24 protein-coding genes are annotated in these 25,130 nt (G+C 72.9%); 13 read left to right on the forward strand and 11 right to left on the reverse strand.

Annotated features, from left to right (window positions below; translation table 11 throughout):
• Nucleotides 1–109 precede the first annotated feature (109 nt).
• The 7 genes from AB0C25_RS34985 to AB0C25_RS35015 form a co-directional block, all read right to left on the reverse strand.
• On the reverse strand, nucleotides 110–1,198 hold the full coding sequence (locus tag AB0C25_RS34985; RefSeq protein WP_357379248.1) for a uroporphyrinogen-III synthase: 1,089 nt from the start codon (nucleotides 1,196–1,198) through the stop codon (nucleotides 110–112).
• The gene (gene nirD, locus AB0C25_RS34990; protein WP_357379250.1) at nucleotides 1,198–1,545 is read right to left on the reverse strand and encodes a nitrite reductase small subunit NirD; all 348 of its coding nucleotides are present in this window, start codon (nucleotides 1,543–1,545) and stop codon (nucleotides 1,198–1,200) included. Before nirD ends, AB0C25_RS34985 begins: the two co-directional genes overlap by 1 nt.
• Entirely contained in the window at nucleotides 1,542–4,079 is a 2,538-nt protein-coding gene (gene nirB, locus AB0C25_RS34995; protein WP_357379252.1) for a nitrite reductase large subunit NirB, read from the reverse strand. Before nirB ends, nirD begins: the two co-directional genes overlap by 4 nt.
• Nucleotides 4,076–5,515 carry an FAD-dependent oxidoreductase gene (locus tag AB0C25_RS35000; RefSeq protein ID WP_357379255.1) on the reverse strand — a complete coding sequence of 480 codons (1,440 nt, stop codon included), beginning with the start codon at nucleotides 5,513–5,515 and terminating at the stop codon, nucleotides 4,076–4,078. The genes nirB and AB0C25_RS35000 overlap by 4 nt, the downstream gene beginning before the upstream one ends.
• Nucleotides 5,512–7,725, reverse strand: coding sequence for a molybdopterin oxidoreductase family protein (locus tag AB0C25_RS35005; RefSeq protein ID WP_357379257.1), 2,214 nt, complete (start codon nucleotides 7,723–7,725; stop codon nucleotides 5,512–5,514). The genes AB0C25_RS35000 and AB0C25_RS35005 overlap by 4 nt, the downstream gene beginning before the upstream one ends.
• Nucleotides 7,726–7,867: 142 nt before the next feature.
• Nucleotides 7,868–8,113: a hypothetical protein gene (locus AB0C25_RS35010; protein ID WP_357379259.1), complete on the reverse strand. Its 246-nt coding sequence runs from the start codon at nucleotides 8,111–8,113 to the stop codon at nucleotides 7,868–7,870.
• Nucleotides 8,114–8,139: 26 nt separating this feature from the next.
• On the reverse strand, nucleotides 8,140–8,472 hold the full coding sequence (locus AB0C25_RS35015; RefSeq protein WP_357379261.1) for a hypothetical protein: 333 nt from the start codon (nucleotides 8,470–8,472) through the stop codon (nucleotides 8,140–8,142).
• A gap of 279 nt (nucleotides 8,473–8,751) precedes the next feature.
• On the opposite strand from AB0C25_RS35015, the gene AB0C25_RS35020 reads away from it, so the two are divergent.
• From AB0C25_RS35020 to glmM, 9 genes are all read left to right on the forward strand, one after another.
• Nucleotides 8,752–9,519 (forward strand): DUF5753 domain-containing protein, encoded by a 768-nt coding sequence (locus tag AB0C25_RS35020; RefSeq protein WP_357379263.1) that lies wholly within the window; start codon nucleotides 8,752–8,754, stop codon nucleotides 9,517–9,519.
• Entirely contained in the window at nucleotides 9,516–9,710 is a 195-nt protein-coding gene (locus AB0C25_RS35025) for a DUF397 domain-containing protein (protein WP_357379322.1), read from the forward strand. The genes AB0C25_RS35020 and AB0C25_RS35025 overlap by 4 nt, the downstream gene beginning before the upstream one ends.
• A 293-nt stretch (nucleotides 9,711–10,003) precedes the next feature.
• The gene (locus tag AB0C25_RS35030; RefSeq protein ID WP_357253512.1) at nucleotides 10,004–10,699 is read left to right on the forward strand and encodes a class I SAM-dependent methyltransferase; all 696 of its coding nucleotides are present in this window, start codon (nucleotides 10,004–10,006) and stop codon (nucleotides 10,697–10,699) included.
• 90 nt (nucleotides 10,700–10,789) lie between these two features.
• Nucleotides 10,790–11,047, forward strand: a complete 258-nt coding sequence (locus AB0C25_RS35035; RefSeq protein WP_088950199.1) for a DUF6364 family protein — start codon at nucleotides 10,790–10,792, stop codon at nucleotides 11,045–11,047.
• Nucleotides 11,037–11,330, forward strand: coding sequence for a hypothetical protein (locus AB0C25_RS35040; protein WP_238644740.1), 294 nt, complete (start codon nucleotides 11,037–11,039; stop codon nucleotides 11,328–11,330). Before AB0C25_RS35035 ends, AB0C25_RS35040 begins: the two co-directional genes overlap by 11 nt.
• Before the next feature lie 128 nt (nucleotides 11,331–11,458).
• Nucleotides 11,459–12,844: a nitrate/nitrite transporter gene (locus AB0C25_RS35045; protein WP_357379265.1), complete on the forward strand. Its 1,386-nt coding sequence runs from the start codon at nucleotides 11,459–11,461 to the stop codon at nucleotides 12,842–12,844.
• A 209-nt stretch (nucleotides 12,845–13,053) separates the two neighbouring features.
• A complete protein-coding gene (rplM, locus tag AB0C25_RS35050; RefSeq protein WP_053653864.1) occupies nucleotides 13,054–13,497 on the forward strand; it encodes a 50S ribosomal protein L13 in 444 nt (147 codons plus the stop codon).
• A gap of 20 nt (nucleotides 13,498–13,517) precedes the next feature.
• Entirely contained in the window at nucleotides 13,518–13,997 is a 480-nt protein-coding gene (rpsI, locus tag AB0C25_RS35055) for a 30S ribosomal protein S9 (RefSeq protein ID WP_357379267.1), read from the forward strand.
• A gap of 116 nt (nucleotides 13,998–14,113) precedes the next feature.
• Nucleotides 14,114–15,472: a phosphoglucosamine mutase gene (gene glmM / locus AB0C25_RS35060; RefSeq protein WP_357379269.1), complete on the forward strand. Its 1,359-nt coding sequence runs from the start codon at nucleotides 14,114–14,116 to the stop codon at nucleotides 15,470–15,472.
• Between the two features lie 75 nt (nucleotides 15,473–15,547).
• Here the strand turns inward: glmM and AB0C25_RS35065 are convergent, their stop codons facing one another.
• A complete protein-coding gene (locus AB0C25_RS35065) occupies nucleotides 15,548–16,735 on the reverse strand; it encodes a pyridoxal phosphate-dependent aminotransferase (protein ID WP_357379271.1) in 1,188 nt (395 codons plus the stop codon).
• Nucleotides 16,736–16,774: 39 nt separating this feature from the next.
• Nucleotides 16,775–17,794 carry an MmpS family transport accessory protein gene (locus AB0C25_RS35070; RefSeq protein WP_357379273.1) on the reverse strand — a complete coding sequence of 340 codons (1,020 nt, stop codon included), beginning with the start codon at nucleotides 17,792–17,794 and terminating at the stop codon, nucleotides 16,775–16,777.
• Nucleotides 17,795–18,031: 237 nt separating this feature from the next.
• Between AB0C25_RS35070 and glmS the strand changes: the two genes are divergently transcribed.
• Nucleotides 18,032–19,945, forward strand: coding sequence for a glutamine--fructose-6-phosphate transaminase (isomerizing) (gene glmS, locus AB0C25_RS35075; protein ID WP_357379275.1), 1,914 nt, complete (start codon nucleotides 18,032–18,034; stop codon nucleotides 19,943–19,945).
• 6 nt (nucleotides 19,946–19,951) lie between these two features.
• Here the strand turns inward: glmS and AB0C25_RS35080 are convergent, their stop codons facing one another.
• Both AB0C25_RS35080 and AB0C25_RS35085 read right to left on the reverse strand, forming a co-directional pair.
• Nucleotides 19,952–21,544 carry an alpha/beta hydrolase gene (locus AB0C25_RS35080; RefSeq protein ID WP_357379277.1) on the reverse strand — a complete coding sequence of 531 codons (1,593 nt, stop codon included), beginning with the start codon at nucleotides 21,542–21,544 and terminating at the stop codon, nucleotides 19,952–19,954.
• Nucleotides 21,541–21,837: a hypothetical protein gene (locus AB0C25_RS35085; RefSeq protein WP_357379279.1), complete on the reverse strand. Its 297-nt coding sequence runs from the start codon at nucleotides 21,835–21,837 to the stop codon at nucleotides 21,541–21,543. Before AB0C25_RS35085 ends, AB0C25_RS35080 begins: the two co-directional genes overlap by 4 nt.
• Before the next feature lie 173 nt (nucleotides 21,838–22,010).
• On the opposite strand from AB0C25_RS35085, the gene AB0C25_RS35090 reads away from it, so the two are divergent.
• The 3 genes from AB0C25_RS35090 (at nucleotide 22,011) to alr (ending at nucleotide 25,112) form a co-directional block, all read left to right on the forward strand.
• Nucleotides 22,011–22,379 (forward strand): holo-ACP synthase, encoded by a 369-nt coding sequence (locus tag AB0C25_RS35090; protein WP_357379281.1) that lies wholly within the window; start codon nucleotides 22,011–22,013, stop codon nucleotides 22,377–22,379.
• A 55-nt stretch (nucleotides 22,380–22,434) separates the two neighbouring features.
• Nucleotides 22,435–23,904: an NAD(P)H-hydrate dehydratase gene (locus tag AB0C25_RS35095; RefSeq protein WP_357379283.1), complete on the forward strand. Its 1,470-nt coding sequence runs from the start codon at nucleotides 22,435–22,437 to the stop codon at nucleotides 23,902–23,904.
• Between the two features lie 89 nt (nucleotides 23,905–23,993).
• A complete protein-coding gene (gene alr / locus AB0C25_RS35100) occupies nucleotides 23,994–25,112 on the forward strand; it encodes an alanine racemase (protein WP_357379286.1) in 1,119 nt (372 codons plus the stop codon).
• Nucleotides 25,113–25,130: the final 18 nt, after the last annotated feature.

Genomic DNA, 25,130 nt, shown 5'->3' on the forward strand with positions numbered 1-25,130 from the left:
GCAAGGCGGAGATTGGCCCGGATACCGGTGTTGTATCCGGGCCAATCTCCAACGCGGCCGGTCGTCGTCTGGGCACGCCGCAGGCCGGCCAGGGGCTTTGACACACGCCCTAGTCGACCCGGAGCCGGTAGCCGCGCTTCACGATGGTCTGCACCACGCGCGGCGCGCGTAGGCCGGCCCGGAGGCGGGCCACCGCCATCTCCACCGCGTGCTCGTCCGCGCCCCGGGGCAGCGTCCGCAGCAGTGCCGTGCGGGACAGCACCCGGCCGGGAGACTGGGCGAGCGCCCGCAACACCGCCATCGGGGCGGGGGCGAGCGGCCGCAACTCGCCGTCGATCACGGCGGCGTGCCCGCGCAGCGTGAGCAGGTGACCGCCGGCCTTGAACGTCATGGTCCTGCGGGGCAGCTCGTCGACGATGGTCCGCACCAGCGCGCCCAGCCGGGCCCGGCCCGGCGCGCTCACCGGCACGCCGTGGCGCAGCAGCGGCTCGGCGGTCACCGCGCCAACGCAGCTGGCGAGGACGTCACCGCGCAACGCGGACAAGACCGCGTCGCTACGGTCCCCGGCCGCACGGAGGAGGGCCTCCACCGCGGGTGCCGAGGTGAAGGTCACCGCGTCCACCAACCGGCCGGTGATCAGGTCGATCAACCGGTGCAGCGGTGCCGGATCGGTCGGCGGCGCCCACCGGTAGACCGGCACCTCGATCACCGTGGCGCCGGCCGCCTCCAGCGCGAGCGTGCAGTCGGGCTGCCGCTCACCGTGCAGCTGCATGGCGATCACCTGCCCGGCCACACCGCGCCGGCGCAGGTGGTCGACGACCTCGTCGCAGCTCTCCGAGGCCGGCGACCACTGGTCGTGCAGCCCGGCCGCACGAATCGCGCCGCGTGCCTTCGGGCCGCGGGCCACCACGTACGAGCTGGCCAGCACCGAGCGCAGCGGCTCGGCCAGCCCCCAGCCCTCGGCCGCCTCCAGCCACCCGCGCATGCCGATGCCGGTGTTGGCCATCAGGATGTCCGGCGGCTGGTTGAGGCAGGCGCGGGTCGCCTCGCGCAGCTCGGTGTCGTCGGACAGCGGCACGATCCGCAGCGCAGGGGCGAGCACCACCCGGGCGCCCCGCCGCTCGAGCAGCGCCGCCAACTCGTCGCGCCGCCGGTCGGCGGTCACCCCGATGGTGAAGCCCGCCAGTTCTTCGCGCATCAACCCTCCTGTCTCAGCCGCACCTCGACCAGCCCGTCGCGGCAGCGTGCGTCGTGCCGGCCCACGGCCACCCCCGGCAGGTCGAGGCACTGCCCGCTGCGCAGGTCGTACACCTGCTTGTGCAGCGGCGAGGCGACCGTCGGCACCCCGCCGCGGCTGCCCACGATGCCCCGCGACAGCACGTACGCCCCGGAGACCGGATCGCGGTTGTCGATCGCGAACAGCCCGTCCGTGGTCCGGAAGAGGGCGACCTGCACGCCGTCGACCAGGGCGGCGACGCCCCGGTCCGGTTCCAACCGGTCGAGGAGGCAGACGGTGGTCCACATCCGCGTGATGGTCTGGGTCATCGCCGTACCTCCGGTAGGCCGAGGGTGACCGGTTGCCGACGGCGACCGTTCGTCGGCTCGGATCCGGTCGGGGGATGGTCGCGTACGGGTACCGGCTGGCCGCGTTCCAGCGCGAAGGTGATCGACGGGTCGGGCACGTCCGGAGCGTTGACGAACGAGGTGTAGCGGCGCAGCCGATCCGGGTCGTTCAGCACGTCGCGCCACTCGTCGGAGTACGACGACACGTGCCGGGCCATCGCCGCGTCCAGGTCGGCGGAGAGACCCAGTGAGTCGTCCACGATCACCGAGCGGAGGTGGTCGAGGCCGCCGTCCATCGCCTCGATCCAGCCGGCGGTGCGTTGCAGTCGGTCGGCGGTGCGGATGTAGTAGATGAGGAACCTGTCGATCAGCGTGATCAGCGCTTCCGTCGACAGGTCGGTGGCGAACAGGTCGGCGTGCCGGGGCCGGAAGCCGCCGTTGCCGCCGACGTAGAGGTTCCAGCCGGTCTCGGTGGCGATGATGCCGAAGTCCTTGCTGCGGGCCTCGGCGCACTCGCGGGCACAACCGGAGACCGCTGACTTGATCTTGTGGGGTGCGCGCAGGCCCCGATAGCGCAACTCCAGCGCCACGGCCAACCCCACCGAGTCCTGCACCCCGTACCGGCACCAGGTCTCGCCCACGCAGGACTTCACCGTTCGCAGCGCCTTGCCGTACGCGTGGCCGGACTCGAAGCCCGCGTCCACCAGCCGCTGCCAGATCTGCGGCAACTGCTCCACCCGCGCCCCGAACAGGTCGATCCGCTGCCCACCGGTGATCTTCGTGTAGAGCCGGAAGTCCCGGGCCACCTCACCGATCACGATCAGCTTCTCCGGGGTGATCTCACCGCCCGGGATCCGGGGCACCACCGAGTAGCTGCCGTCGCGTTGCAGGTTGGCCAGGAAGTGGTCGTTGGTGTCCTGCAACGACGCCTGCTCACCGTCGAGCACGTGCCCGCTGCCCAGCGACGCGAGGATCGACGCCACCACCGGCTTGCAGATGTCGCAGCCGCGCCCCCGGCCGTGCTCGGCGATGAGCTGGGAGAAGGTGCGGATGCCGCGTACGCGGACGATCTCGAACAGCTCCCGCCGGCTGACGTCGAAGTGCTCGCAGAGCGCGGTGGACTGCACCACCCCGGCCGCGTCCAGGAGTTGCTTGAGCATCGGCACGCAGGAGCCGCAACTGGTGCCAGCCCTGGTGCACGCCTTCAACGCCGGCACGTCCGCGCAGCCGTCGGCGATGGCGGCGTCCACGTCGCCACGCGTCACCGCGTTGCAGGAGCACACCTGGGCGGTGGCGGGCAACGCGCCGGCGTCCGCACCGCCGCCCTCCGGCGCGAGCAACGCCAGGGGCGCGGCCGGCAGCGGACCACCCACGCTGGCCCGCAGCGTCGGGTATGCGCTGGCATCGCCGACCAGCACCCCACCGAGCAGGGTGTGCGCGTCATCGGAGAGGACCAGCTTCGCGTAGACGCGGGTGGCCGGGTCGGTGAACGTGACGTCCAGGCAGCCCGGGGTCGTGCCGTGCGCGTCACCGAACGAGGCCACGTCGACGCCGAGCAGCTTGAGTTTCGTGGCGGTGTCCGCGCCCGGGAACGTCGCCGCGCCACCGACCAGCCGGTCGGCCACCACCTCGGCCGTCGCGTACCCGGGTGCGACCAGGCCGTGGCAGGTGCCGTCGACAGCCGCGCACTCACCGACCGCCCAGATCCGCTCGTCGGCGCTGCGGCACGTCTCGTCGACAAGCACCCCACCGCGCGGACCCACCGGCAGACCGGCCGTCCGGGCCAGCTCGTCGCGGGGCCGGATGCCGGCGGCCACCACCACCAGCTCGGCGTCGACCGCGTTGCCGTCGGACAGTTCCAGGGCGGCGACCGCGCCGTCCGGGCCGGACCGGATCGCCGTGGTGGCCACCCCGAGATGGGTACGGACGCCGAGGTCGTCGACGTAGCGGCGGAGCATCGCACCGCCGGCCTGGTCCACCTGCACCGGCATCAGCCGGGGCGCGAACTCGACCACGTCGGTGCTCAGGCCGAGCAGCCGCAGGGCGTTCGCCGCCTCCAGACCGAGCAGCCCACCGCCGATCACCGCGCCGACCCGCCGGCCCCGCGCGTACTCCCGGATCGCCGCCAGATCGTCCAGGGTGCGGTAGACGAAGACGCCGGGCAGGTCGGCGCCGGGCACCGGCGGCACGAACGGGTACGACCCGGTGGCCAGCACCAGCGCGTCGTAGTGGTACTCGCCCACGGCGGTGGTCACCACCTGCCGCTCCCGGTCGAGGGCGGTGGCCGGCTCACCGAGGCGCAGCCGCACCCCCTCGTGCGGGGTGTGCACGTTGAGCTCGTCCTCGCTCACCCCGTCGAAGTACGCCGAGAGCCGCACCCGGTCGTACGCCGGACGCCCCTCCTCGGCCAGCACGGTCACCCGCCAGCGCCCCTGCGGGTCGCGGGCGCGCAGCGCGTCGACGAAACGCTGCCCGACCATGCCGTTGCCGATGACGACCAGTTCGCCGCCGTTCATCGCGTCACCTCCACCGATTCCGCTTGGCTCAGCCAATCGACGATGCCGCCCACCGCGTCGCGGCAACCGCCGCAGCCGGTGCCGGCCCGGGTCGCGGCCACCACCGCGTCGACAGTTCGGGCCCCGGAGCGCCAACTGCGCACCAGAGCGCCCTTGCTCACCGAGTTGCACTGACAGACCGTGACCCCGTCCGGCATCAGTGCCGGTGACGCGGCCGGCGCCGCGGCAACCGTGCCGAGTGCCCGCCCCAGCAGGAGCGCCCGCCGGTCGGTGGGCACCGGGTGGCCGCGGTCGAAGAGCTGGATCACCGTGCCGACGGCCGGGTTGTCGCCGAGCAGGATCGCGCCGACCAGTCGCTCGTCCCTGATCCGCAACCGGGCGTACGTGCCCCGGCTCGGGTCGGTGAAGGTCAGCTCCTCACCCGGCCCACCGCCCACCGGGTCACCCATCGAGGCCAGGTCGATCCCGGCGGCCTTGAGCCGGGTCACCACCGGCCGGGGCCGGTACCGGGCCAGCGGGTCCGTCCCGGTCAGCACGTCGGCGAGCACCCGGGCCTGGGCCCAGGCGGGGGCGACCAGCCCGGTGAGCACGCCGTCGTGTTCGGCGCAGTCGCCGATCGCCGAGATGGTCCGGTCGCTGGTGCGGAGGCGGTCGTCCACGATCACGCCACGGCCGACGCTCAGCCCGGCCGCCTGCGCGAGGGCGGTGTCCGGGCGCACGCCGCAGGAGAGCACCAGCAGGTCGGCGTGCAGCGTCTGGCCGTCGGCCAGGTCGAGGCGTACGCCGGTGGCATCCGTGGCCACGCCGATCGCCGGCACCGCCAGGTGGCTGGTGACGCCGAGAGCGGCGAGCGTGCCGGCGAGCACCGCGCCGGCCGCCGGGTCGAGCTGCCGTTCCATCAGGTGCCCGCGTGGGTGCACCACGGTGGTGGTGAGCCCTCGGGCGGCCAGGCCGCGGGCGGCCTCCAACCCGAGCAGGCCACCGCCGAGCACCAGCGCGCTGCGCGCCCCGTCCGCCGCGGCGAGGATCCGTCGACAGTCGTCCAGGGTCCGGAAGGGGACCACCCGCTCCGGCAGGTCGGCCGGGTCGAGGCCGGGCAGTGGCGGCACCACCGCCCGCGCCCCGGTGGCCAGCACCAGGTGGTCGTAGCCGATGCGTTCGCCGTCGGCGGTGTGGACCTCCCGGGCGGACCGGTCGACCCCGGTCACCGGTACGCCGGTGCGCAGGTCGATGCCGTGCCCGGCGGCCTCGGTCAGTTCCACGTCCGGCTCGTCGACCCGGCCGGCCAGCAGGGTGGAGAGCATGATCCGGTTGTACGCCCGGTGTGGCTCCGCCCCGAGCACGGTGACCTTCCGGTCGCCCTCCCGGGCGTGCAGCTCGCCGGCGAGGCGAGCACCCGCCATCCCGTTGCCGACGATGACCACCCGGGCGGTCATGCCTTCTCCACCCGGACCGCGCAGATCTTGAACTCGGGCATCCCGGAGATCGGGTCCACCGCGTCGTTCGTCACCGAGTTGGCCCGCCCGGCCCCGGCGTAGTGGAACGGGGCGAACACCGTGTCCGGTCGGATCCCGGCGCTGAGTCGGGCCGGTGCGCACAACTCACCCCGGCGTGAAGTGACCCGCACCGGGTCTCCGTCGTCGACGCCGAGCCGGGCGGCCAGGTCGGGGTGCAGCTCGACGAATGCCTCGCCGGCAGCCCGGCGTAGCGCGGCCACCCGACGGGTCTGGGTGCCGGACTGGTACTGGGCCAGCACCCGGCCGGTGGTGAAATGCAGCGGGTACGCGGCGCTGACCTCCTCGGCGGCGGGCCGGTGGTCGACGGGGTGGAACCGGGCTCGGCCGTCCGGGGTGGCGAACCGGTCGGCGAAGAGCCGCGGGGTGTCCGGCCCGTCCTCGGTCGGGCAGGGCCAGTAGACGCCGTCGGCGGCGTCGATCCGGGCCCAGCTGATGCCGGCGTAGTCGGCGGCCCCACCGGCCGAGGCGCGGCGCAACTCGGCGAACACGGCGGCCGGGTCGGCCGGGAACCGCGCCGCCGCACGGGCACTGGGTAGCGAGGTATCCGGCTCGACTCCCGCTGGTTCGGTGCCGACCGCGCCGGTGGTGACGGTGCCGGCCGCAATGGTGACGGGCGCCTCGGCGGCGGCCAGCCTCGCCGCGAGGGCGGAGATGATGGCCAGGTCGGTCCGGACGTCCGCCGGGGGCGGGCGGAGCGCGCGCCGGCGCAGCACCCGACCCTCCAGGTTGGTCATGGTGCCGTCCTCCTCGGCCCACTGCGCCGTGGGCAGCACCACGTCCGCCAGTGCGGCCGTCTCGGAGAGCAGGAGGTCGGCGACGACCAGCAGGTCGAGGTCGCGCAGCCGGCTCTCGATCCGCGCCGCCCGGGGGGCGGAGATCACCGGGTTCGAGCCGAACACCAGCAGCGCCCGGGGGCCGCCCGGTGTGCCGAGTGAGTCGAGCAGTTGGTAGGCCGGCACACCCGGGCCGGGCAACTCGTCGGCCGGCACCCCCCAGACACCGGCCACGTGCTCGCGGGCCACGGGGTCGTCGATCCGCCGGTAGCCGGGGAGTTGGTCGGCCTTCTGCCCGTGCTCCCGCCCGCCCTGGCCGTTGCCCTGGCCGGTGAGGCAGCCGTACCCCGAACCGTCGCGGCCGGGCAGGCCCAGGGCGAGGGCGAGATTGACGTACGCCGTGACCGTGTCCACGCCCTTGGCGTGCTGCTCGGCGCCACGAGCGGTAAGGATGATCACCCGACCGCCGGTGCCGAGCGCGCGGGCGGTCGCCTCCAGGTCTGCCACCGGCACTCCGGAAAGCTGCTCCGCGCGGGCCGGCCACCAGGCGGCGACGCTGCGGCGGACCGCCTCGAACCCGGAGGTGCGGTCGGCCACGTACGCCCGGTCGACCCAACCCTCGGTGAGCGCGATGTGCAGCAGTGCGTTGGCCACCGCGAGGTCGGTGCCGGGCAGTGGTTGCAGGTGCAGGTCGGCCTGACGGGCGGTGGCGGTGACCCGGGGGTCGACGACGATCAGCTGACCTCCGTTGCCGCGTTGCTCGGTGAGCCAACGCACCAGCGGCGGCATCGTCTCCGCCGGGTTCGCGCCGACCAGCAGCAGCGTGTCGGCACGGCCCAGGTCGGAGAGGGGGAACGGCAACCCTCGGTCGATGCCGAAGGCACGCATCCCGGCGGCGGCCGCCGAGGACATGCAGAACCGTCCGTTGTAGTCGATGTGTCGGGTGCGGAGCCCGATCCGGGCGAACTTTCCCAGCGCGTACGCCTTCTCGTTGGTCAGGCCGCCGCCGCCGAAGACGGCAACCGCGTCCCGGCCGGCGTCGTCCTGAACGGCGCGGATGCCGTCGACGATCCGATCGAGGGCGACGTCCCAGCTCGCTGGCACCAGCGCGCCGGTGGCGGGGTCGCGCACCAGGGGAGTGGTCAGCCGCTCCGGGTGGTCGAGCAGTTCGGCGGCGGTCCAACCCTTCTGGCAGAGCCCGCCACGGTTGGTGGGGAACTGGCGGGGGTGGACCGTCACCCCGGAGTCGTCCTCGCGTAGCACCATGCCGCACTGAAGCGCGCAGTACGGACAGTGCGTCGCCACCTGCCGGGGTGTGCGCCCCGGTCGAGTCGCGGACCATGCACCGTCTGTCATGTCGGCAAAGCGTGCCGCCGGGCAGTTTCCAGTCCGGGTCCCTTCTGTTTCGGTCCTGTCAAGTGGGGCTCACACCGCACCGGGGCAGCGGACGTGGCGGATGGGTGGTGTCGGCGCGGCGGTGGCGGCCTTCACCTCGCGGTCAGCGCACGTCGGCGCGGGGTGGTCGGCGGGTCAGGGACAGCCAGCCCAGGAACCGGGCGTGAAGTGCTCGCGGGTCAGGACGAACGCCGTGGGAGTACAGGTCGTCGACCGCGTCGTGCATGTTCGCTGCCAGATAGAACGCCAGGGCGATCGAATGGCCGTGGAACTCGGTCGCGAGGTGGAGCTGAGCCGGCGCGCACGGCCAGGGGGCGGCGCAGTTACGGCAGAGCCACGCCGGACGCATCGGATGGTGTGGGCGAGGGCGGCGGGTCATCCGACCCTCACCGAACCGCCCTTCACGCGCGTGCGCGTGGTTGGCCGACGACGGGCTGCCGGGGCGGGCGGGTCCGGCCAGATCAGGCCCGCGAGCATCACGAACAGGGACCGGCGTGCGACCGCGTCGCCGTTCGCGGCCAGCTCGTAACCGTCAATCCACAACCAGCCGTCGTACGTCGGCCAGTCGAGGACCCGAATCACGCGGACGAAGATCGGGCGCAGGAACTGAACACTCGCGGCGCGGGTCAGGTGCAGGACGTCACCCGTGTGCGGCTTCCTTGATTCGGGCTTCGGCTTGAGTTCCCGATCGGGCGGCTCGTTCGGCACGGCGCTCTCTCCTCGTCGTCACGTGGGAAGGGGCCGCCCCATTCGTGCTCGCCCGTGGAGATCTTGGACAGTTTCCGTTCTCGCGTAGTTCTCGCGTAACGGAAACTGTCCAAGATCTGTGGCAGGCCAAGGGCGGCCCCGATACGAACGCGTCCGCCGGGTTCCGTGATCCCTACCGGCCGCGCCGTCTACGGCGCAGCCTCTCTCAGGGTTGTGGGACGCATACACTGCGTAGCAACATTCCTCTGGGACGTTCGGGACGTCGGGGAGGGATTAGGAATGAATCAGGTACTCATCGCGGCTATGGCCGAGGCCGGGGAGACCGCTGAAAGTCTCGCTGGTCAGGTCGGGGTCGATCCGAAGACTGCCGCGCGGTGGGCTAATCCAGGACGCATCCCGCGCAGCCGGCATCGGGTCGAGGTCGCCAGGCTGCTCGGCCGGGAGGTGGGCGACCTCTGGCCGGACGTCCTCACCCGACGGGAACCAGCGTGGTTCCGGCCGTGGATCGACATCGAGCGCGAGGCGGTCGCGTTGCGGTGGTTCGAGCTGGCATGGGTGCCCGGTCTCCTTCAGACCGAGGCGTACGCGCGGGCGACGCTCGCCATGGAATCGCTGACCTCTGAAGAGATCGAGGACCGGGTGTCCGCGCGGATGCTGCGACACGCAATCCTGCACCGTCCTCGCCCGCCGCTGGTCGTCGCCGTGCTCGACGAGGCAGTGCTACGGCGACGGGCCGGGCGCAGCGCCGAGCTGATGCGCGAGCAGTGCGAACACATCGCGACGTGCGCCGCATTGCCGCACGTGCAGGTGCACGTCGTACCGGCTGACACGCCGATGTATCTCGGCCTCGGCGGGCCGTTCACCATGGCCGAGATGCCCGACGGCGCGCAGGTTGCGCATGTGGACGGCCAGGTCAGAGCTCAGATCATCGACGAATCGACGGAAATTGCTACCCTTGGACGAAGGTGGGCGCGCATAGTTGGCGATGCTCTACCCAGGGCACAGTCTCTCGATCTCGTCAGGAAAGCGGCGGCAGCATGGACATGACCGGCGTGCAGTGGCGCAAGAGCACCCGCAGCGGCAGCAACGGCGGTAACTGCGTCGAGGTTGCCGACAATCTCCCCGGCACCGTCCTCGTCCGCGATACCAAAGACCGCGACGGCGGGACGCTGACCTTCAGGCCGGAGGCATGGGCCGGTTTCGTAGACCTGGCGAAGGCGATCGGTCCCGTCGGCTAACGAATGCAGCACGAACGGCCCCCGGCTCCTGGAACCCAAGGAGATCGCCGGGGGCCTCTCGCGTGTCCGCGGTCAACCACCCCGCCAGGCAGCGCAGGCGTTGCCAGACCGACCACATGGACCGCCCGCGGCGGCGCCGGTTCCACCGCTGCGAAAGCCGCGGTGACTTCGCGTGCGGCGGGAGGTGTGAGCCGAACGCCTTTGGAGCTGAATCGCTGACGACATCAGCGTCGTCGTCTGGCGCACGGCGCTTATAATGTGGGAAATCTGTCTCAAAGTTTGGGAGCCCCGCGATGAGTGTGACGGACGTCTTCGACGCTGTGGCCGGCACCTACGACGAGGAGCGTCGGCGGCTGATTCCCTGCTTCGACGCCTTCTACGGCACCGCCGTCCAGGTGGCCACGCCGCCGCTGCGCGCCGCGCTGGCGGCCGGTCGTACCCCCGAGGTGTTGGATCTCGGCGCCGGCACCGGCCTGCTCTCGCTGCTGTTGGCCACGGCGGTGCCCGGAGTCCGGTTGACCCTTGTCGACGGGGCGCCGGCGATGCTCGCCCGCGCCACCGAGCAACTGCGCGACCGGTCCGTGCCGCACCGGTCGGTGCGGGCCGACCTGTCCGACGAACTGCCGCCGGGCCGGTACGACGCGGTGGTCAGCGCACTGGCCATCCACCACCTGGACGACGCCGGCAAGCGGGCGCTCTACCGGCGGGCGGCCGCCGCGCTGGCGCCGGGCGGGGTGTTCGTCAACGCCGAGCAGGTCGCCGGGCCGACCCCGGAGCTGGAGCGGCGCTATGACGAGGTGTGGATGGAGCGGATCACCGAACTGGGCGCGTCCCCCGAGGAAATCGCCGGCTCCCGGGGCCGGATGCGCCACGATCGGCCGGCGACCGTGGCCGACCAGTGCCGCTGGCTCGCCGAGGCCGGCCTGGTCGACGTCGACTGTTACTTCAAGGAGTGGCGCTTCGCGGTGTTCGGTGGTCGGGTTCGGTGACGGTCGCCGGAATGGGCGTTTCGACGCCGGTACGCGAGCCGGTCGCCGCGGGGATGACTGGCAGTCATACCGCTGGGTAGTCTCAGCGGCATGACTGCCAAGGTGACTCTGTCGTTTACCGACGAGACGATCGAGGAGGCGCGGCGGTTCGCCAAGCGCGAGGGGTTGTCGCTCTCCGCGTGGATGGACCAGGCCGCCCGCGAGAAGGCGCTGCGCGAGGTCTTCACCGCGCACGCCGCCGCCGTGGGTCGCGCCGGCCTGGACCTGGAGTCCGCCGCTCTCGCCGACGCCCGCGAGGTGGGCATGGTCAACGACCTGCTCTCCGGCGGACGACCGCGTGCTGCGTAGGGGGGAGGTCTGGCGCATCGAGGGCGCCCGGGAACGCCTCGGTCTGGTGGTCAGCTCGGACGTCTACAACTCCACCGACGTGCCCATCGTGATCGTGGTCGAGGTGGTCGAGGAGTCGCTGCTGCGCGACTCGCCGCTCGCCGTGTCGATGGGCCGGTACGTGGTCATGCCCGACCGCATCTCCTCGCCGATGAAGAAGTGGTTCACCGACTGCGTGGACGTCGCCGACACCGACACCATGCTCCGGGTCGGCCGCGCGCTGCGCATCCTGCAACAGCTCTGAGTACGACCTCACCACCGCCGCCGGGCCGTGGTGCGATCCCCGTTTCCCGGCCGACCCAGGACGGGCACTGCCAGGTAACCAGGCGTTCCTAGCGTTTCTCCTCGTCACACCGACGAGAAGGAGCCGCCGTGAGCACGCTCACCAGCACCGCAGTCACCGCCGCGCCGCCGGCCGCCACCGCGCGTGGGCGCCGGCTCGACGACTGGCGTCCCGAGGACCCCGACTTCTGGGAGGCGACGGGCGCGCCGATCGCCCGGCGCAACCTCTGGGTCTCGATCTTCGCCGAGCACGTCGGCTTCTCGGTGTGGAGCCTCTGGTCGGTGACGGTGCTCTTCCTCGGCCCCGCGTACGGCATCGACCCGGCCGGGAAGTTCCTGCTCACCGCCGTGCCGGCGGCGCTGGGGGCGGTCCTGCGGCTGCCGTACACGCTGGCGGTGGCCCGCTTCGGCGGGCGACGCTGGACGATCATCAGCGCCCTGCTGCTGCTGGTGCCCACGGTGCCGATGACGGTGCTGCTGGAACCCGGGGTGTCGTACACCACCCTGATGGTGCTCGCCTGCCTCACCGGCGTCGGGGGCGGCAACTTCGCCTCCTCGATGGCGAACATCAACCTCTTCTACCCCCAGCGGCTCAAGGGTCGGGCCCTCGGGCTCAACGCCGGCGGCGGCAACCTGGGCGTACCCGCTGTGCAGTTGGTCGGGCTGGCGGTCCTCGCCACCGCCGGTGCCGCGTACCCCCGGTTGGTCCCGGCGGTCTACCTGCCGCTGATCGTGCTGGCCGCGCTGGCCGCGGCCCGCTGGTTGGACACCGTGCCCGGCGCGCGCAACGAGCCGGGCGCGCTGCGCGAGGCGGCCCGCGACCCGCACACCTGGGTCATGTCGCTGCTCTACATCGGCACCTTCGGGTCGTTCATCGGGTTCGGTTTCGCGTTCGGTCAGGTGCTCCAGCTCCAGTTCGCCGAGCGGTTCCCCACCCCGGTCGACGCCGCCTGGCTGACCTTCCTCGGCCCTCTTGTCGGCTCGCTGATCCGGCCGCTGGGCGGGCACCTCGCCGACCGGCTGGGCGGATCCCGGGTGACCTTCTGGAACTTCGTCGCGATGGCGGCCGGCGCGGGCATCGTGCTGTACGCGGCCCGCGAGCGCTCGTTCGGGCTCTACCTGGCCGGGTTCATCGCCCTCTTCGTGTTCTCCGGCATCGGCAACGGCTCCACGTACAAGATGATCCCGGCGATCTTCCGGGCCCGGGCGGCGGACGCGGTGGCCGACGGTCGCCGCGATCCGGAGGCCGCCGCCCGCTGGGCGCGGCGGATGACCGGCGCGTTGATCGGCATCGCGGGCGCGATCGGCGCCTCCGGTGGGGTGCTCGTCAACGTCGCGTTCCGCCAGTCGTTCCTCAGCTCCGGCAACGCCGACGCCGCCTACCTGGCCTTCATCGGCTGGTACGCCCTGTGCTTCGCGGTCACCTGGGTGGTCTACCGTCGTCCGGGAGCCGCCGATCGGCTCGCCGGCGTGTGAGCTGGGCCACCCCCGGCGCGTCGCCGTGCGGAACGGCACCCCCGTTTTGACCTGCGGACACCGCGCCGGGTATCGTTGCCTGCTGTTGTACGACATCCAGAGGCGTGCCCTATCAGGTACGCTTGGTCGTTCGTGCGCGCTGGTCCGGCCTGCTAGATCTGGTCACCTCGGCGCGCGACCCCAGACCGACGACGAGACAAGGTAGACCTGTGCGTACGTACAGCCCGAAGCCGGGTGAGATCGAGCGTCAGTGGCACGTCATCGACGCCTCTGATGTCGTGCTGGGCCGCCTGGCCACCCACGCCGCCACGTTGCTGCGTGGTAAGCACAAGCCGACTTTCGCGCCGCACGTCGACACGGGCGACTTTGTCGTCATCGTGAACGCGGGCAAGGTTGCGTTGACCGGCAACAAGCGTCAGACCAAGGTTGCTTACCGCCACTCCGGTTACCCGGGTGGTCTGAAGCAGATCGGCTATGACGAGCTGCTGACCAAGCGCCCCGAGCGGGCCATCGAGCTGGCTGTGAAGGGGATGCTCCCGCACAACAAGCTCGGCCGTCAGCTGATCAAGAAGCTGAAGGTGTACGCCGGTGCCGAGCACCCGCACCTCGCGCAGCAGCCGGTGCCGTTCGAGATCAAGCAGATCGCGCAGTGAGCGCGGGCGAAGGAAGCAGCATGACCGACATCACCGAGACCGAGGTCGCCGTCGCCCCGGAAACCCCCGAGGCCACCGAGGCGCCGGCGCCCGTCGCCCGCGCGCCTCGTGGTGACCGGCCGATCCAGACCGTGGGCCGCCGCAAGGAGGCCATCGTCCGGGTCCGCATCATCCCGGGCACCGGCAAGATCACCTGCAACGGCCAGGACCTCGAGGCGTACTTCCCGAGCAAGGTGCACCAGCAGCTCATCAAGGACCCGCTGGTCACCGCCGAGAAGCTTGAGGCGTTCGACGTCATCGCCAACCTGCGTGGCGGCGGCACCACCGGCCAGGCCGGTGCGCTCCGGCTGGGCATCGCCCGCGCGTTGATCATCAACGAGCCGGACGACCGCCCGGCCCTGAAGAAGGCCGGCTTCCTCACCCGGGACGCCCGGGTCAAGGAGAGCAAGAAGTACGGCCTCAAGAAGGCCCGTAAGGCTCCCCAGTACTCGAAGCGCTGATCTTTTCCAGCGCGTTGTACTTCTGACGGACGGCCGGTTCGCCTCCCCGACTCGGGGAAGGCGGCCGGCCGTTTCGCTTTCTCCACATCGGCAGCGCACCACGGAGGTTGGCGGGTATGGGTCGGTTGTTCGGCACGGACGGCGTACGCGGGCGGGCAAACGCGGATCTCACCCCGGAACTGGCGCTGGCGCTCGCGGTGGCCGCCGCGCACACGCTCGCCGAGACGGACCGCAGCCACCCGCCGCTGGCCGTCGTCGGCCGGGACACCCGGGCCAGTGGCGAGATGCTGGAGGCCGCCGTGGTCGCCGGCCTGACCAGCGCCGGTGCCAACGTGGTGCGGGTCGGCGTGCTGCCCACCCCCGCGGTGGCGTTCCTCACCGCCGAGGCCAAGGCCGACCTCGGCGTGGTGCTCTCCGCGTCGCACAACCCGATGCCCGACAACGGCATCAAGCTCTTCGCCGCCGGCGGGCACAAGTTGCCCGACGAGATCGAGATGAAGATCGAGGCCGCCGTGGAGGCCAACGCCACCACCGCCTGGGACCGGCCGACCGGCGCCGGCATCGGTCGGGTGCACGACCTGCTCGACGGTGCCGACCACTACGTCCAGCACCTGGTCGGGGCCGTGCCGCACCGGCTGGACGGGATCAAGGTCGTGGTCGACTGCGCCAACGGCGCTGCCGCCGAGGTCGCCCCGGTCGCCTACCGGGAAGCCGGCGCGGAGGTCGTCGCGATCCACGCCGAGCCGAACGGCCTGAACATCAACGACGAGTGCGGCTCCAACCACATCGAGGCGCTGCGCGAGGCTGTGGTCCAGCACGGCGCCCACCTGGGCATCGCGCACGACGGCGACGCCGACCGGATCGTGGCGGTCAGCGCCGACGGCGACGAGGTCGACGGCGACGAGGTGATGGCGATCCTCGCACTGGCCATGCGGGATGCCGGCACGCTCACCCAGGACACCCTGGTCGCGACCGTGATGAGCAACCTCGGCCTACGGTTGGCCATGTCCGCACAGGGCATCCGGCTGATCGAGACAAAGGTCGGCGACCGGTACGTCCTGGAGGCCCTGCGCGCGTCCGGGCTGGCACTCGGCGGTGAGCAGAGCGGTCACATCGTCATGCCGGCGCACGCCACCACCGGCGACGGAGTGCTCACCGGCCTGCACCTGATGGCCCGGATGGCCGCCACCGGCCAGTCCCTCGCCGAGTTGGCCTCGGTGGTCACCAAACTGCCCCAGGTGCTGATCAACGTGCCGGTCGGTGACCGGACCGTCGGCGCCGCCGCACCGGCCGTCCGCGCCGAGGTCGAGCGGGCCGAGGCGGAGCTGGGTGAGACCGGGCGGGTGCTGCTGCGCCCGTCGGGCACCGAGCCGCTGGTGCGGGTGATGGTCGAGGCCGCCACCGAGCAGACCGCCCGCGACGTCGCCGAGCGGATCGCCGAGTTGGTCCGCACCGCCAGCCCTGCCGCGTCGTAGGTCAGTGGGACGTTGTGGAGCTGAATCGTTCACGACATCAGCTCCACAGCCTCCGGCACAGCCGGGGCCGTCGGATCAGCGGCCCAGCGCGCGCAGCCGGTTGACCGCCTCGGTCAGCACCTCGGGACGCTTGCAGAACGCGAACCGCACCAGCCGCCGGCCCGCCTCGACGTCGTCGTAGAAGACCTGCGTCGGCACGGCCACCACGCCGCAACGCTCCGGCAGCGAGCGGCAGAACTCCACCCCGTCCCGGCCGCCGAGGGCGGTGACGTCGGCGGTGACGAAATATGTCCCCTCCGAGTCGAGCACCTCGAACCCGGCGTCGGTGAGACCGCCGACGAGCTGGTCCCGCCGCTGTTGGAGGCTGTCCCGGAAGCCGGTGTAGTAGTCGTCCGGCAGGGCAAGCGCCACGGCGACCGCCGGTTGCAGCGGAGCCGCGTTGACGTAGGTGAGGAACTGCTTCACCCGCAGCACCGCCGAGACCAGCGCCGCCGGGCCGCTCGCCCAGCCGACCTTCCAACCGGTGCAGGAGAACGTCTTGCCCGCCGACGAGATGCGCAGCGTGCGCTCCCACATCCCGGGCAGGGAGGCCAGTGACACGTGCGGGTGTGCCGCGTCGGTGAAGACCAGGTGCTCGTACACCTCGTCGGTGACCGCGTACGTGTCGTGCTCCTGGCACAGCTCGGCGATCAGCGCCAGTTCGGCCGGGGTGAAGACCTTGCCGGTCGGGTTGTGCGGCGAGTTGAGCAGCACCAGCCGGGTCCGTGGGCCGAACGCCGCGCGGAGCGCCGCCGGGTCGAAGGCGTACCGGCCTTCGACCCCGGGGCGCAGGGTCACCGGCCGCCGGACCGCGCCGGCAAGCGCGATCGAGGCGGCGTACGAGTCGTAGTAAGGCTCGAAGCAGATCACCTCGTCGCCCGGTTCGCAGAGGGCGAGGATGCTCGCCGCGACCGCCTCCGTCGCTCCGGCGGTGATGACGATCTCGCCGTCCGGGTCGTACGTCAGGTCGTGGAACCGCAGTTGGTGGGCCGCGACCGCCGCGCGCAGAGCGGGAATCCCGGGGCCGGGCGGGTACTGGTTCTGCCCGCCGCGCAGCGCCTCGGCGGCGGCGGCCAGCATCTCCGGGGGGCCGTCGGTGTCGGGGAAGCCCTGGCCGAGGTTGACCGCGCCGGTCCGCACGGCGAGGGCGGACATCTCGGCGAAGATCGTCGTGCCGAACGGCCGCATCCGGGCCACCAGCGGGTCGAAATCGGTGCTCGTCACCTGCGCCAGCCTACGGGTGCCCCGGGCTGAACCCCAGCCTCACTCGGGCGCGCACCAGATGCTGCCGTAACTCCGCTCCTTGAGGACCACCGGCTTGCCGGTGCCGCTGATCGTGACGGTGCATTCGAGGAGACCGTGGTATCCCATATCGACCCAGTCGGCCTCCACCCTGATCCGGCTCTTGCCGTTGGTGCGGATGGTGGTGCGCCAGGGCAGCTTCTGGCCGTCGACGTGGATGAGGTCACTCTCGGCGTCGAAGTACGCGAGGTCCACTGTGCCCCCACCGGTGACCTCGTAGACCACCGTCACCGGGGCCGGCCCCGACGTGGGGCGGGTGATCGGCTGTTTGGTGGGGGTGGGCGCCACGGTGGGGCGTTCGGTGGCGGGGGCCTCCGGGACGAGCGGTCCGGCGCTCGGTGAGGCCCAACCGTCGTCGGGGGTGACCCACGGCTCCTCGGCGATCGGGTCCGGGCGGGTGGGGCCGAGCCACAGGCCACTCGCGCAGAGGCAACCGCACACGGTCAGAACGACCGCCACGATGACCGCGACGACGATCCCGACGACCCGTCCGCCCGAGGCCGGCTTGCCGGAGACCTGCGGATAGCCGGGGTAGGCGTACGGCGGCGGATACCCCGGCGGCGGCCAGCCCGCGTACGGCGGCTGCCCGGCCGGCGTGGGCCACCCCGGCGGCGGTGATCCGGCCGGCGGCGCGCCGGAGGCGTCGGCCGGAGCCGGCGACCAGGGAGACGTCTGTGCGTCGGGCGTCCACGGTGCCGCGGGCGGCTGGCCCGTCCACGGTGCCGCTGGCGGCTGGGGTGTCCACTGGGTGTCGGGCGGGGCCGGCGCCCAGGGCTCGGCCGGCGGAGATGGCGGCCACGGCGACGGTGTCCATGGGGCCTGGGGCGCCCACGGCTGAACCGGAGCCAGCGGGTCGGCGGTCGGGATCGGCGCCGAGGAGGGCGACGCCGTCGGCTCCGGCGGGGGCGCGGAGGGGGTCGGCTCCGGTGCGGGTGCGGGTGCGGGTGAGGGCGACGGGTCGGGCGAGGGCGCGTCGGTCATGGCTGCTCCGGGCGGGAGTGGGTAGGAAACGAGCGGGCCGTGGACGGGAGCGCCAAACCCGCCGAGAGACTTTCGCACCCGCTGGCGCGCCGCAACCCTGCGCTCCGGGGTGGGGCGCGAACGGCCTGCGACGCTCGTCCCGTTGCGGCCACCCAGGCACCGATCGCTCAGATTCCGTGATTGATAACCCGACTTTCGAGCACCCATCATGAGCGAAACTGGGTTAGGCTGCGGGCCATGTGTGGAATCGTGGGATACGCGGGCGCGCGCCCCGCTCTCGGCATCGTCCTCGACGGGCTGCGGCGGCTGGAATACCGCGGCTACGACTCGGCGGGCGTCGCAATCGTCTGCGACGACCAGCTGCTGACCGAGAAGAAGGCCGGCAAGCTGGCCAACCTGGAGAAGATGCTCTCCGAGCGGGCCGCCGAGGACCCGGCCTCCTGCGCGGCCAGCCCGATCGGGATCGGTGACGGCACCACCGGCATCGGGCACACCCGGTGGGCCACCCATGGTGGCCCGACCGACCGCAACGCCCACCCGCACGTCGCCGGCGACGGACGGGTCGCGGTGATCCACAACGGCATCATCGAAAACTTCGCCAAGCTGCGCGCCGAGCTGGAGGCCGACGGCGTCCAGTTCGCCAGCGACACCGACACCGAGTGCGCCGCGCACCTGCTCTCCGCCGCGCTGGCCGACCTGCGTGCCGCCGGCCAGCCGGACGGCCCGCAGTTGCTCGCCGCCGGCATGCGCGTGGTGTGCCAGCGGCTGGAAGGGGCCTTCACGCTGCTCGCCGTCGACGCCTCGGTGCCCGGCGCGGTCGTCGGCGCCCGACGCAACTCGCCGCTCGTCGTCGGCCGGGGCGACGGCGAGAACTACCTGGCCAGCGACGTGGCCGCGTTCATCGAGCACACCCGGGAAGCAGTCGAACTGGGCCAGGACCAGATCGTGCTGATCACCGCCGACAGCATCGAGATCACCGACTTCGACGGTCAGCCCGCCACCGGCAAGGACTTCCACATCGACTGGGACTCCTCGTCGGCCGAGAAGGGCGGCTACGACTGGTTCATGCTCAAGGAGATCGAGGAGCAGCCGCAGGCCATCGCCGACACGTTGCTGGGCCGGCTCACCGAGACCGGTGAGATCGCCCTGGACGAGGTCCGCCTCAGCGACCAGGACCTGCGCGACGTCGACAAGATCTTCATCGTCGCCTGCGGCACGGCGTACCACGCCGGCATGGTCGCCAAGTACGCCATCGAGCACTGGACGCGGATCCCCTGCGAGGTGGAGCTGGCCAGCGAGTTCCGCTACCGCGACCCGGTGCTCGACCGGTCCACGCTGATCGTGGTGATCTCCCAGTCCGGCGAGACGATGGACACCCTGATGGCGCTGCGCCACGCCAAGGAGCAGAAGGCCCGGGTGCTGGCGATCTGCAACACCAACGGCTCGACGATCCCCCGGGAGTCCGACGCGGTGCTCTACACCCACGGCGGGCCGGAGATCGCCGTCGCGTCCACCAAGGCGTTCCTCACCCAGGTCGTCGCCTGCTATCTGATCGGCCTGCACCTGGCCCAGGTCCGCGGGATCAAGTTCGCCGACGAGGTGGGCGCGGTGGTCGCGCAGTTGCAGGAGATCCCGGGCAAGTTGCGTGAGCTGCTCGACCGGATCGAGCCCGTCCGTGAGCTGGCCCGGGAGTTGAAGTCCGAGCCAACCGTGCTGTTCATCGGCCGACACGTCGGCTACCCGGTGGCCCTGGAGGGCGCGCTGAAGCTCAAGGAGCTGGCGTACATGCACGCCGAGGGCTTCGCGGCCGGCGAGCTGAAGCACGGCCCGATCGCCCTGATCGACAAGGGCACACCGGTGATCTGCGTGGTGCCCTCGCCGGTCGGCCGGGGCATGCTGCACGACAAGGTCGTCTCCAACATCCAGGAGGTCCGGGCCCGTGGCGCGCGGACCATCGTGATCGCCGAAGAGGGCGACGAGGCCGTCGTCCGGTACGCCGACCACCTGATCTACGTGCCGCGTACGCCGACGCTGCTGGCCCCGCTCGTCACCACGGTGCCGTTGCAGGTGCTCGCCGCCGAGATCGCCGACGCCCGTGGGCACGACGTGGACCAGCCCCGCAACCTGGCCAAGTCGGTCACCGTCGAGTAGGCCTCCTCAACGCCCCAGCACGACCCGGGCCATCCCGTCCAGCGCGGGATTGCCCGGGTCCCAGTAACCGGCGTGCCCGCCTCGCCCGCTGCCGAAGACCCGACCGCCGAACCCCGGATCCGACGGGTCGTGACCGAACCACAGCTCGTGCCCGGTCCGGTCGGGCCAGCCCAGCACCGCGGCCAGTGGAGCCGCGCCGAGCAGGGCGCGTCGGCCGAACTCGTCGACTGGGCGGGCAGCGCGGATCACGTCGTCCGGGGCGCGGCTGGCCCAGACCTCGCCGGGTGGCACGCCCAACTCGGCGGCGTGCGACGCGCCGACCCCGGGCGAGCCGACGAAGACCAGCGCGTCGGCGGCCAGCCCGTGCTCCCGCGCGGCAGTCCCCACCACCAATGACCCGTAGCTGTGCCCGAGCACGGTCTGCCGGGCCGGTGGCCCCTCGTGGCTGGCCCGCAGCCCCTCCTGGAAGCGGTGCAGCGCCGGGCCGGCGTCGTTGGCCTGGCCCGCCGACGCCGCTGCGGTCACGAAGTCCGGGGCGTCGTAGTCCAACCAGAGCACCGCCGCGCTGCGCTCACCCGGGGCGAGCGTGGCGCACCGGTCCAGTACCCGCGCCGCCCTGCCCAACTCACCGGCAGCGTCGCCCAGTCCGGAACCCATCCCCGGCACGTAGGTGAGCACCCGGTCGGCCTGGTCCGGGTCGCCGAGCGCCAGCACCACCCGGCCCTCACCGGCCGTGTCCAGCCGCAGCAGGTACGCCCGCGGCTCCCCGTCCGCCGCCAGCCGCCCGGCCAACGCGTCCAGGCCGGCCAGCCGCCCGGCCACCCCGTGCAGGCGGAGCGTCGTGAGCGGCCCCGGCGGCACCCGGGTCAGCAACCGCTGCCGCTCAGCCAGCAGCTCCGCGCGCCAGACCCCGAGCCGCAGCCGGTTGGCCTGGTCCCGCGCGGCGACCGGCACCCCGTCCAACCGGCCGACCAGCGCACTCTCGTGCCCGATCAGCCACCGTCGCTGCGCCGGGGTCAACCCTGCCCACCAGGCGCGAACAAGCGTCGGTGCGGCACCGGCCGCCGGCCGACCCGGCGGTGGCGGGGACGCCCAACCCGAGCCGGCGGCCCGGGTCAGCTCGTCCAGGCGGTCGGCGGCGATCCGATCCGCCGCCCCGGCCGTGTCGAGCGCGTCGCGTAGGGCCGCCGCCACCCGAGCCGCCGCCACGCCGGTCCGTTCGGTGGGCCGAACCCGGGTGGGATCGACGTGCACCCCGCCCGCGCGGTCCACCACCAGCCCGGCCGCGTCCGCCTGGGCGACCGCCGCCGCGAGCCGGGCCTTCGCGACCGTCAGCCGGCCCGCCAGCTCGGCCAGCACCTGGTCGACCTCGATCAGTGCGGGTGCGACCGAGGCCAACTCGGCACCGAGACCGGCGAGCCGGGCGTCCGCAGCGGTGGCCGCCGCACCGGACCAACCGCTGCGCAGGCGCGCGCCGGCCGCCCCCAACTCGCCGACCTGTCTCTCGACCGGCCCGGTCAGCCCGGCCCAGGCCACCCCGGCGGTCCGCCAGCCGCCCGGATCGGCCGCCCACAGCTGCCGGTAACCGACGCCGCTCACCGGGGCAGCGCGGCGAACCGGCCGGCGGCCCGGTCGTCGACCGTCTCGTACGCCCCGGCCGCCGCCCGGACTCCACCGGAGGTCGCCGCGACCCGAGCACCCAGCCGGCAGAACCAGGCGTGCCCGGCCGCCTCCAGCCCGGCCAGAGCCGCGCCGGCTCTCCACTCGGGCGCGACCACCAGCAGCTCCGGCACCCTCGCGAGGCCCAACGCCAGCCGGTACGCCTCGTCGTCGAGCGTGCCGGCGACCGCCCGCAGCTCCTCCGGCCGGACGGCGAACAACTCATCGGTCATGACCACACCCCCGTGGACGATCGGGATCGACGCGCTGACGCTAGGCGGGCGTGGCGGGCACCGGAGTGCCCTGTGGACAGCGGGCGGTGGGTCGTACCCCGGCCTGTCCACAGGCGTTGCCCACCGCGGGCCGGACGGCTAATCTCCGGCCCGGCCGCCGGTAGGGTGTGATCGTGATCGTCGCTGTCGGCATCGACGTGGTCCTGGTCGACCGGTTCGCCCGGGCCCTGGCACGGACGCCGCTGCTCGCCGACCGACTCTTCACCAGCGCCGAGCGGCACACCCGCTCCGGTGGCCCGCGCCCGCCGGAGTCGCTCGCCGCCCGGTTCGCCGCCAAGGAGGCGGTGGCCAAGGCGCTCGGTGCCCCGGGTGGGCTGAGCTGGCACGACTGCGAGATCAGGGCCGACCCGGACGGCCGTCCCTGGCTGGCTGTCGCCGGCACCGTCGCGGCGGCGGCCGAGGCGCGCGGGGTCAACCACTGGCATCTCTCGTTGTCGCACGACGGGGGGATCGCGTCGGCGATGGTGGTCGCGGAACGGTGACGTCGACCGGGCGGGCCGGTCGGGTCCACCCGCGAACGGATGGGGAGACGGTGGCATGAGAGCGGTGTGGCGGGTGGCCGACGTGCGGGCGGCCGAGGCGGGGCTGATGGGCACGCTGCCGGAGGGGACGCTCATGCAGCGCGCCGCCGCCGGGCTGGCCCGCCGGGCCGCGCTGCTGCTCGCCGAACGCGGCGGCGTCTACGGCGGCCGGGTGCTGCTGCTCGTGGGTTCCGGCGACAACGGCGGCGACGCGTTGTACGCGGGGGAGCGACTGGCCCGTCGGGGTGTCCAGGTGTCCGCACTGCTCCTCACTCCCGGGCGTGCCCACGCGGCGGGACTGGCCGCGCTGCGAGCGGCCGGCGGCCAGCTTGTCGACCAGCCCACCGGCCCGGTGGACCTGGTGCTCGACGGCATCGTCGGCATCGGTGGCACCGGGGGGCTGCGGGCCGGCGCGGACGCGGTGGCGCAACGGCTCGGTGAGCTGCGCGGACGTGACAGTGACCGCGCCACCGTGCTGGCGGTGGACGTGCCGAGCGGGGTCGCGGTGGACACCGGGCACGTGCCGCTGGCCCCGTCCGGCCGACCGGACGCGGTGCACGCCGACGTGACGGTGGCGTTCGGCGCGTTGAAGCCCGCCCTGGTGGTGGGGCCGGCCGCTGCCCTGGCCGGCCAGGTGGAGCTCGTCGACATCGGGTTGCGGCCCTGGTTGCGAGGCACCCCGGCGCTGCGGGTCACCGAGTGGTCCGACGTCGTCGACTGGTGGCCGGAGCTGGGTCCGGCATCGGAGAAGTACACGCGGGGCGTGGTGGGGGTGGCGACCGGCTCGGCGACCTACCCGGGTGCGGCGGTGCTCTCCGTGGGCGGTGCGCTGGCCGGACCGACCGGCCTGGTCCGCTACGCCGGTAGCGCCCGCGCCGAGGTGCTGCACCAGCACCCCTCGGTGATCGCCAGTGGGCGGGTCGCCGACGCGGGTCGGGTGCAGGCCTGGGTCTGTGGCTCGGGGCTGGGCACCGGTGCCGACGCGGCGGCCGAGCTGCGCGCCGTGCTGGCCGCCCCGGTGCCCGTGGTGCTCGACGCCGACGCGTTGACCCTGCTGGTGGACGGGTCGCTCGCCGACCAGCTCCGCGGTCGGGACGCACCGATCGTGGTCACCCCGCACGACCGCGAGTTCACCCGACTCTGCGGTGAGGACCCCGGCGCCGACCGGGTCGGCGCCGCGCTGCGGCTGGCCGCCTGGATGAAGGCGGTGGTGCTGCTCAAGGGCGACCGCACGGTGATCGGCACACCTGACGGTCGGGCGTACGTCAACCCGACCGGCTCGCCGGCACTGGCCACCGGCGGCACCGGCGATGTGCTGGCCGGGCTGCTGGGCTCACTGCTGGCGGCCGGTGTGCCCGCCGATCGGGCCGCGGCCGCGGCCGCGTACCTGCACGGGCTCGCCGGCCGGGAGGCGGCCCGGAGCGGGCCGGTGACCGCGCCCGACGTGGTGACCGCGCTGCGCCCGGTCGTCGCCCGCCTGGGCTGATCGGGCGGTTCCGGGCGGAACGACCGGACCGGCCCTCGGGGACGTGCGTCGCCGCCCGCGCTGATCTCCACGGAAAGTAGGCTGGGCGTATGTGGCAGGCCGAGGTACGCGTCGATCTTGACGCGATCCGCGAGAACGTGAGCAGGCTCCGCTCCGGCACCACCGCCGAGTTGATGGCGGTGGTCAAGGGCGACGGGTACGGCCACGGGATGCTCCCGGCCGCTCGCGCGGCGCTCGACGCCGGCGCGGACTGGCTCGGTGTCTGCACCCTCGACGAGGCTCTCACCCTGCGCCGGGCCGGCGTGACCGAGCCGGTGCTGGCCTGGCTGCTCGCGCCCGGCCTGCCGCTGCACGAGGGGGTCAGCGCCGGGGTGGACCTGAGCGCGGCCAGCCTGTCCCAACTGGACGAGATGATCGAGGCGAGCCGGCTCGCCGGGCGCCCCGTCCGCCTGCACCTGAAGATCGACACCGGGTTGTCCCGGGGCGGGGCGACCGTCGCCGACTGGCCGGCGCTGCTGGACGCCGCCGCGAAGGCGCAGGCCGACGGCCTGGTCGAGGTGGTCGGCGTGTGGAGCCACTTCGTGTACGCGGACCTGCCCGGCCACCCCACCATCGACCGTCAACTGGCCGTCTTCCACGAGGGGCTGGCCATGGTCGAGCGGGCCGGGCTGCGACCGCGCTGGCGGCACCTCGCCAACTCGGCGGCCACCCTGACCCGCCCGGACACCCACTTCGACCTGGTCCGCCCCGGTCTGGCCATCTACGGGCTCTCCCCGGTGGCCGGCGAGACGTACGGTCTGCGACCGGCGATGACCGCGCGCGCCCGGGTGATGCTCACCAAGCGGGTTCCCGCCGGCACCGGAGTCTCGTACGGGCACACGTACACCACGGAATCCGACGCGAATCTCGCCGTGGTCCCGCTCGGGTATGCCGACGGGGTTCCCCGGCACGCCTCCAACACCGGTCCGGTGCAGCTCGGTGGCGTACGGCGGACGATCTCGGGGCGGGTCTGCATGGACCAGTTCGTGCTCGACTGCGGCGACGACCCGGTGGCGGACGGCGACGTGGCGACGCTCTTCGGCAGCGGCGCGGACGGCGAGCCGACAGCCGACGACTGGGCCGAGGCCGCCGGCACGATCAACTACGAGATCGTGACCCGGTTCGGCAGCACCCGGGTGCCCCGGGTCTACGACGGCGAGCGGCCGTGAGCGCGAGGAGTGAGCCGG

This window comes from Micromonospora sp. NPDC048839 (assembly GCF_040649915.1).
In the GTDB taxonomy this organism is placed as follows: Bacteria; Actinomycetota; Actinomycetes; order Mycobacteriales; family Micromonosporaceae; genus Micromonospora.

Bases quoted from the DNA above. Each gene is read 5' to 3' on its own strand.
- AB0C25_RS34985 (WP_357379248.1), bottom strand. From the start codon at position 1,198: ATGCGCGAAGAACTGGCGGGCTTCACCATCGGGGTGACCGCCGACCGG.
- nirD (WP_357379250.1), bottom strand. From the start codon at position 1,545: ATGACCCAGACCATCACGCGGATGTGGACCACCGTCTGCCTCCTCGAC.
- nirB (WP_357379252.1), bottom strand. From the start codon at position 4,079: ATGAACGGCGGCGAACTGGTCGTCATCGGCAACGGCATGGTCGGGCAG.
- AB0C25_RS35000 (WP_357379255.1), bottom strand. From the start codon at position 5,515: ATGACCGCCCGGGTGGTCATCGTCGGCAACGGGATGGCGGGTGCTCGC.
- AB0C25_RS35005 (WP_357379257.1), bottom strand. From the start codon at position 7,725: ATGACAGACGGTGCATGGTCCGCGACTCGACCGGGGCGCACACCCCGG.
- AB0C25_RS35010 (WP_357379259.1), bottom strand. From the start codon at position 8,113: ATGCGTCCGGCGTGGCTCTGCCGTAACTGCGCCGCCCCCTGGCCGTGC.
- AB0C25_RS35020 (WP_357379263.1), top strand. From the start codon at position 8,752: ATGAATCAGGTACTCATCGCGGCTATGGCCGAGGCCGGGGAGACCGCT.
- AB0C25_RS35025 (WP_357379322.1), top strand. From the start codon at position 9,516: ATGACCGGCGTGCAGTGGCGCAAGAGCACCCGCAGCGGCAGCAACGGC.
- AB0C25_RS35030 (WP_357253512.1), top strand. From the start codon at position 10,004: ATGAGTGTGACGGACGTCTTCGACGCTGTGGCCGGCACCTACGACGAG.
- AB0C25_RS35035 (WP_088950199.1), top strand. From the start codon at position 10,790: ATGACTGCCAAGGTGACTCTGTCGTTTACCGACGAGACGATCGAGGAG.
- rpsI (WP_357379267.1), top strand. From the start codon at position 13,518: ATGACCGACATCACCGAGACCGAGGTCGCCGTCGCCCCGGAAACCCCC.
- glmM (WP_357379269.1), top strand. From the start codon at position 14,114: ATGGGTCGGTTGTTCGGCACGGACGGCGTACGCGGGCGGGCAAACGCG.
- AB0C25_RS35070 (WP_357379273.1), bottom strand. From the start codon at position 17,794: ATGACCGACGCGCCCTCGCCCGACCCGTCGCCCTCACCCGCACCCGCA.
- glmS (WP_357379275.1), top strand. From the start codon at position 18,032: ATGTGTGGAATCGTGGGATACGCGGGCGCGCGCCCCGCTCTCGGCATC.
- AB0C25_RS35085 (WP_357379279.1), bottom strand. From the start codon at position 21,837: ATGACCGATGAGTTGTTCGCCGTCCGGCCGGAGGAGCTGCGGGCGGTC.
- AB0C25_RS35095 (WP_357379283.1), top strand. From the start codon at position 22,435: ATGAGAGCGGTGTGGCGGGTGGCCGACGTGCGGGCGGCCGAGGCGGGG.
- alr (WP_357379286.1), top strand. From the start codon at position 23,994: ATGTGGCAGGCCGAGGTACGCGTCGATCTTGACGCGATCCGCGAGAAC.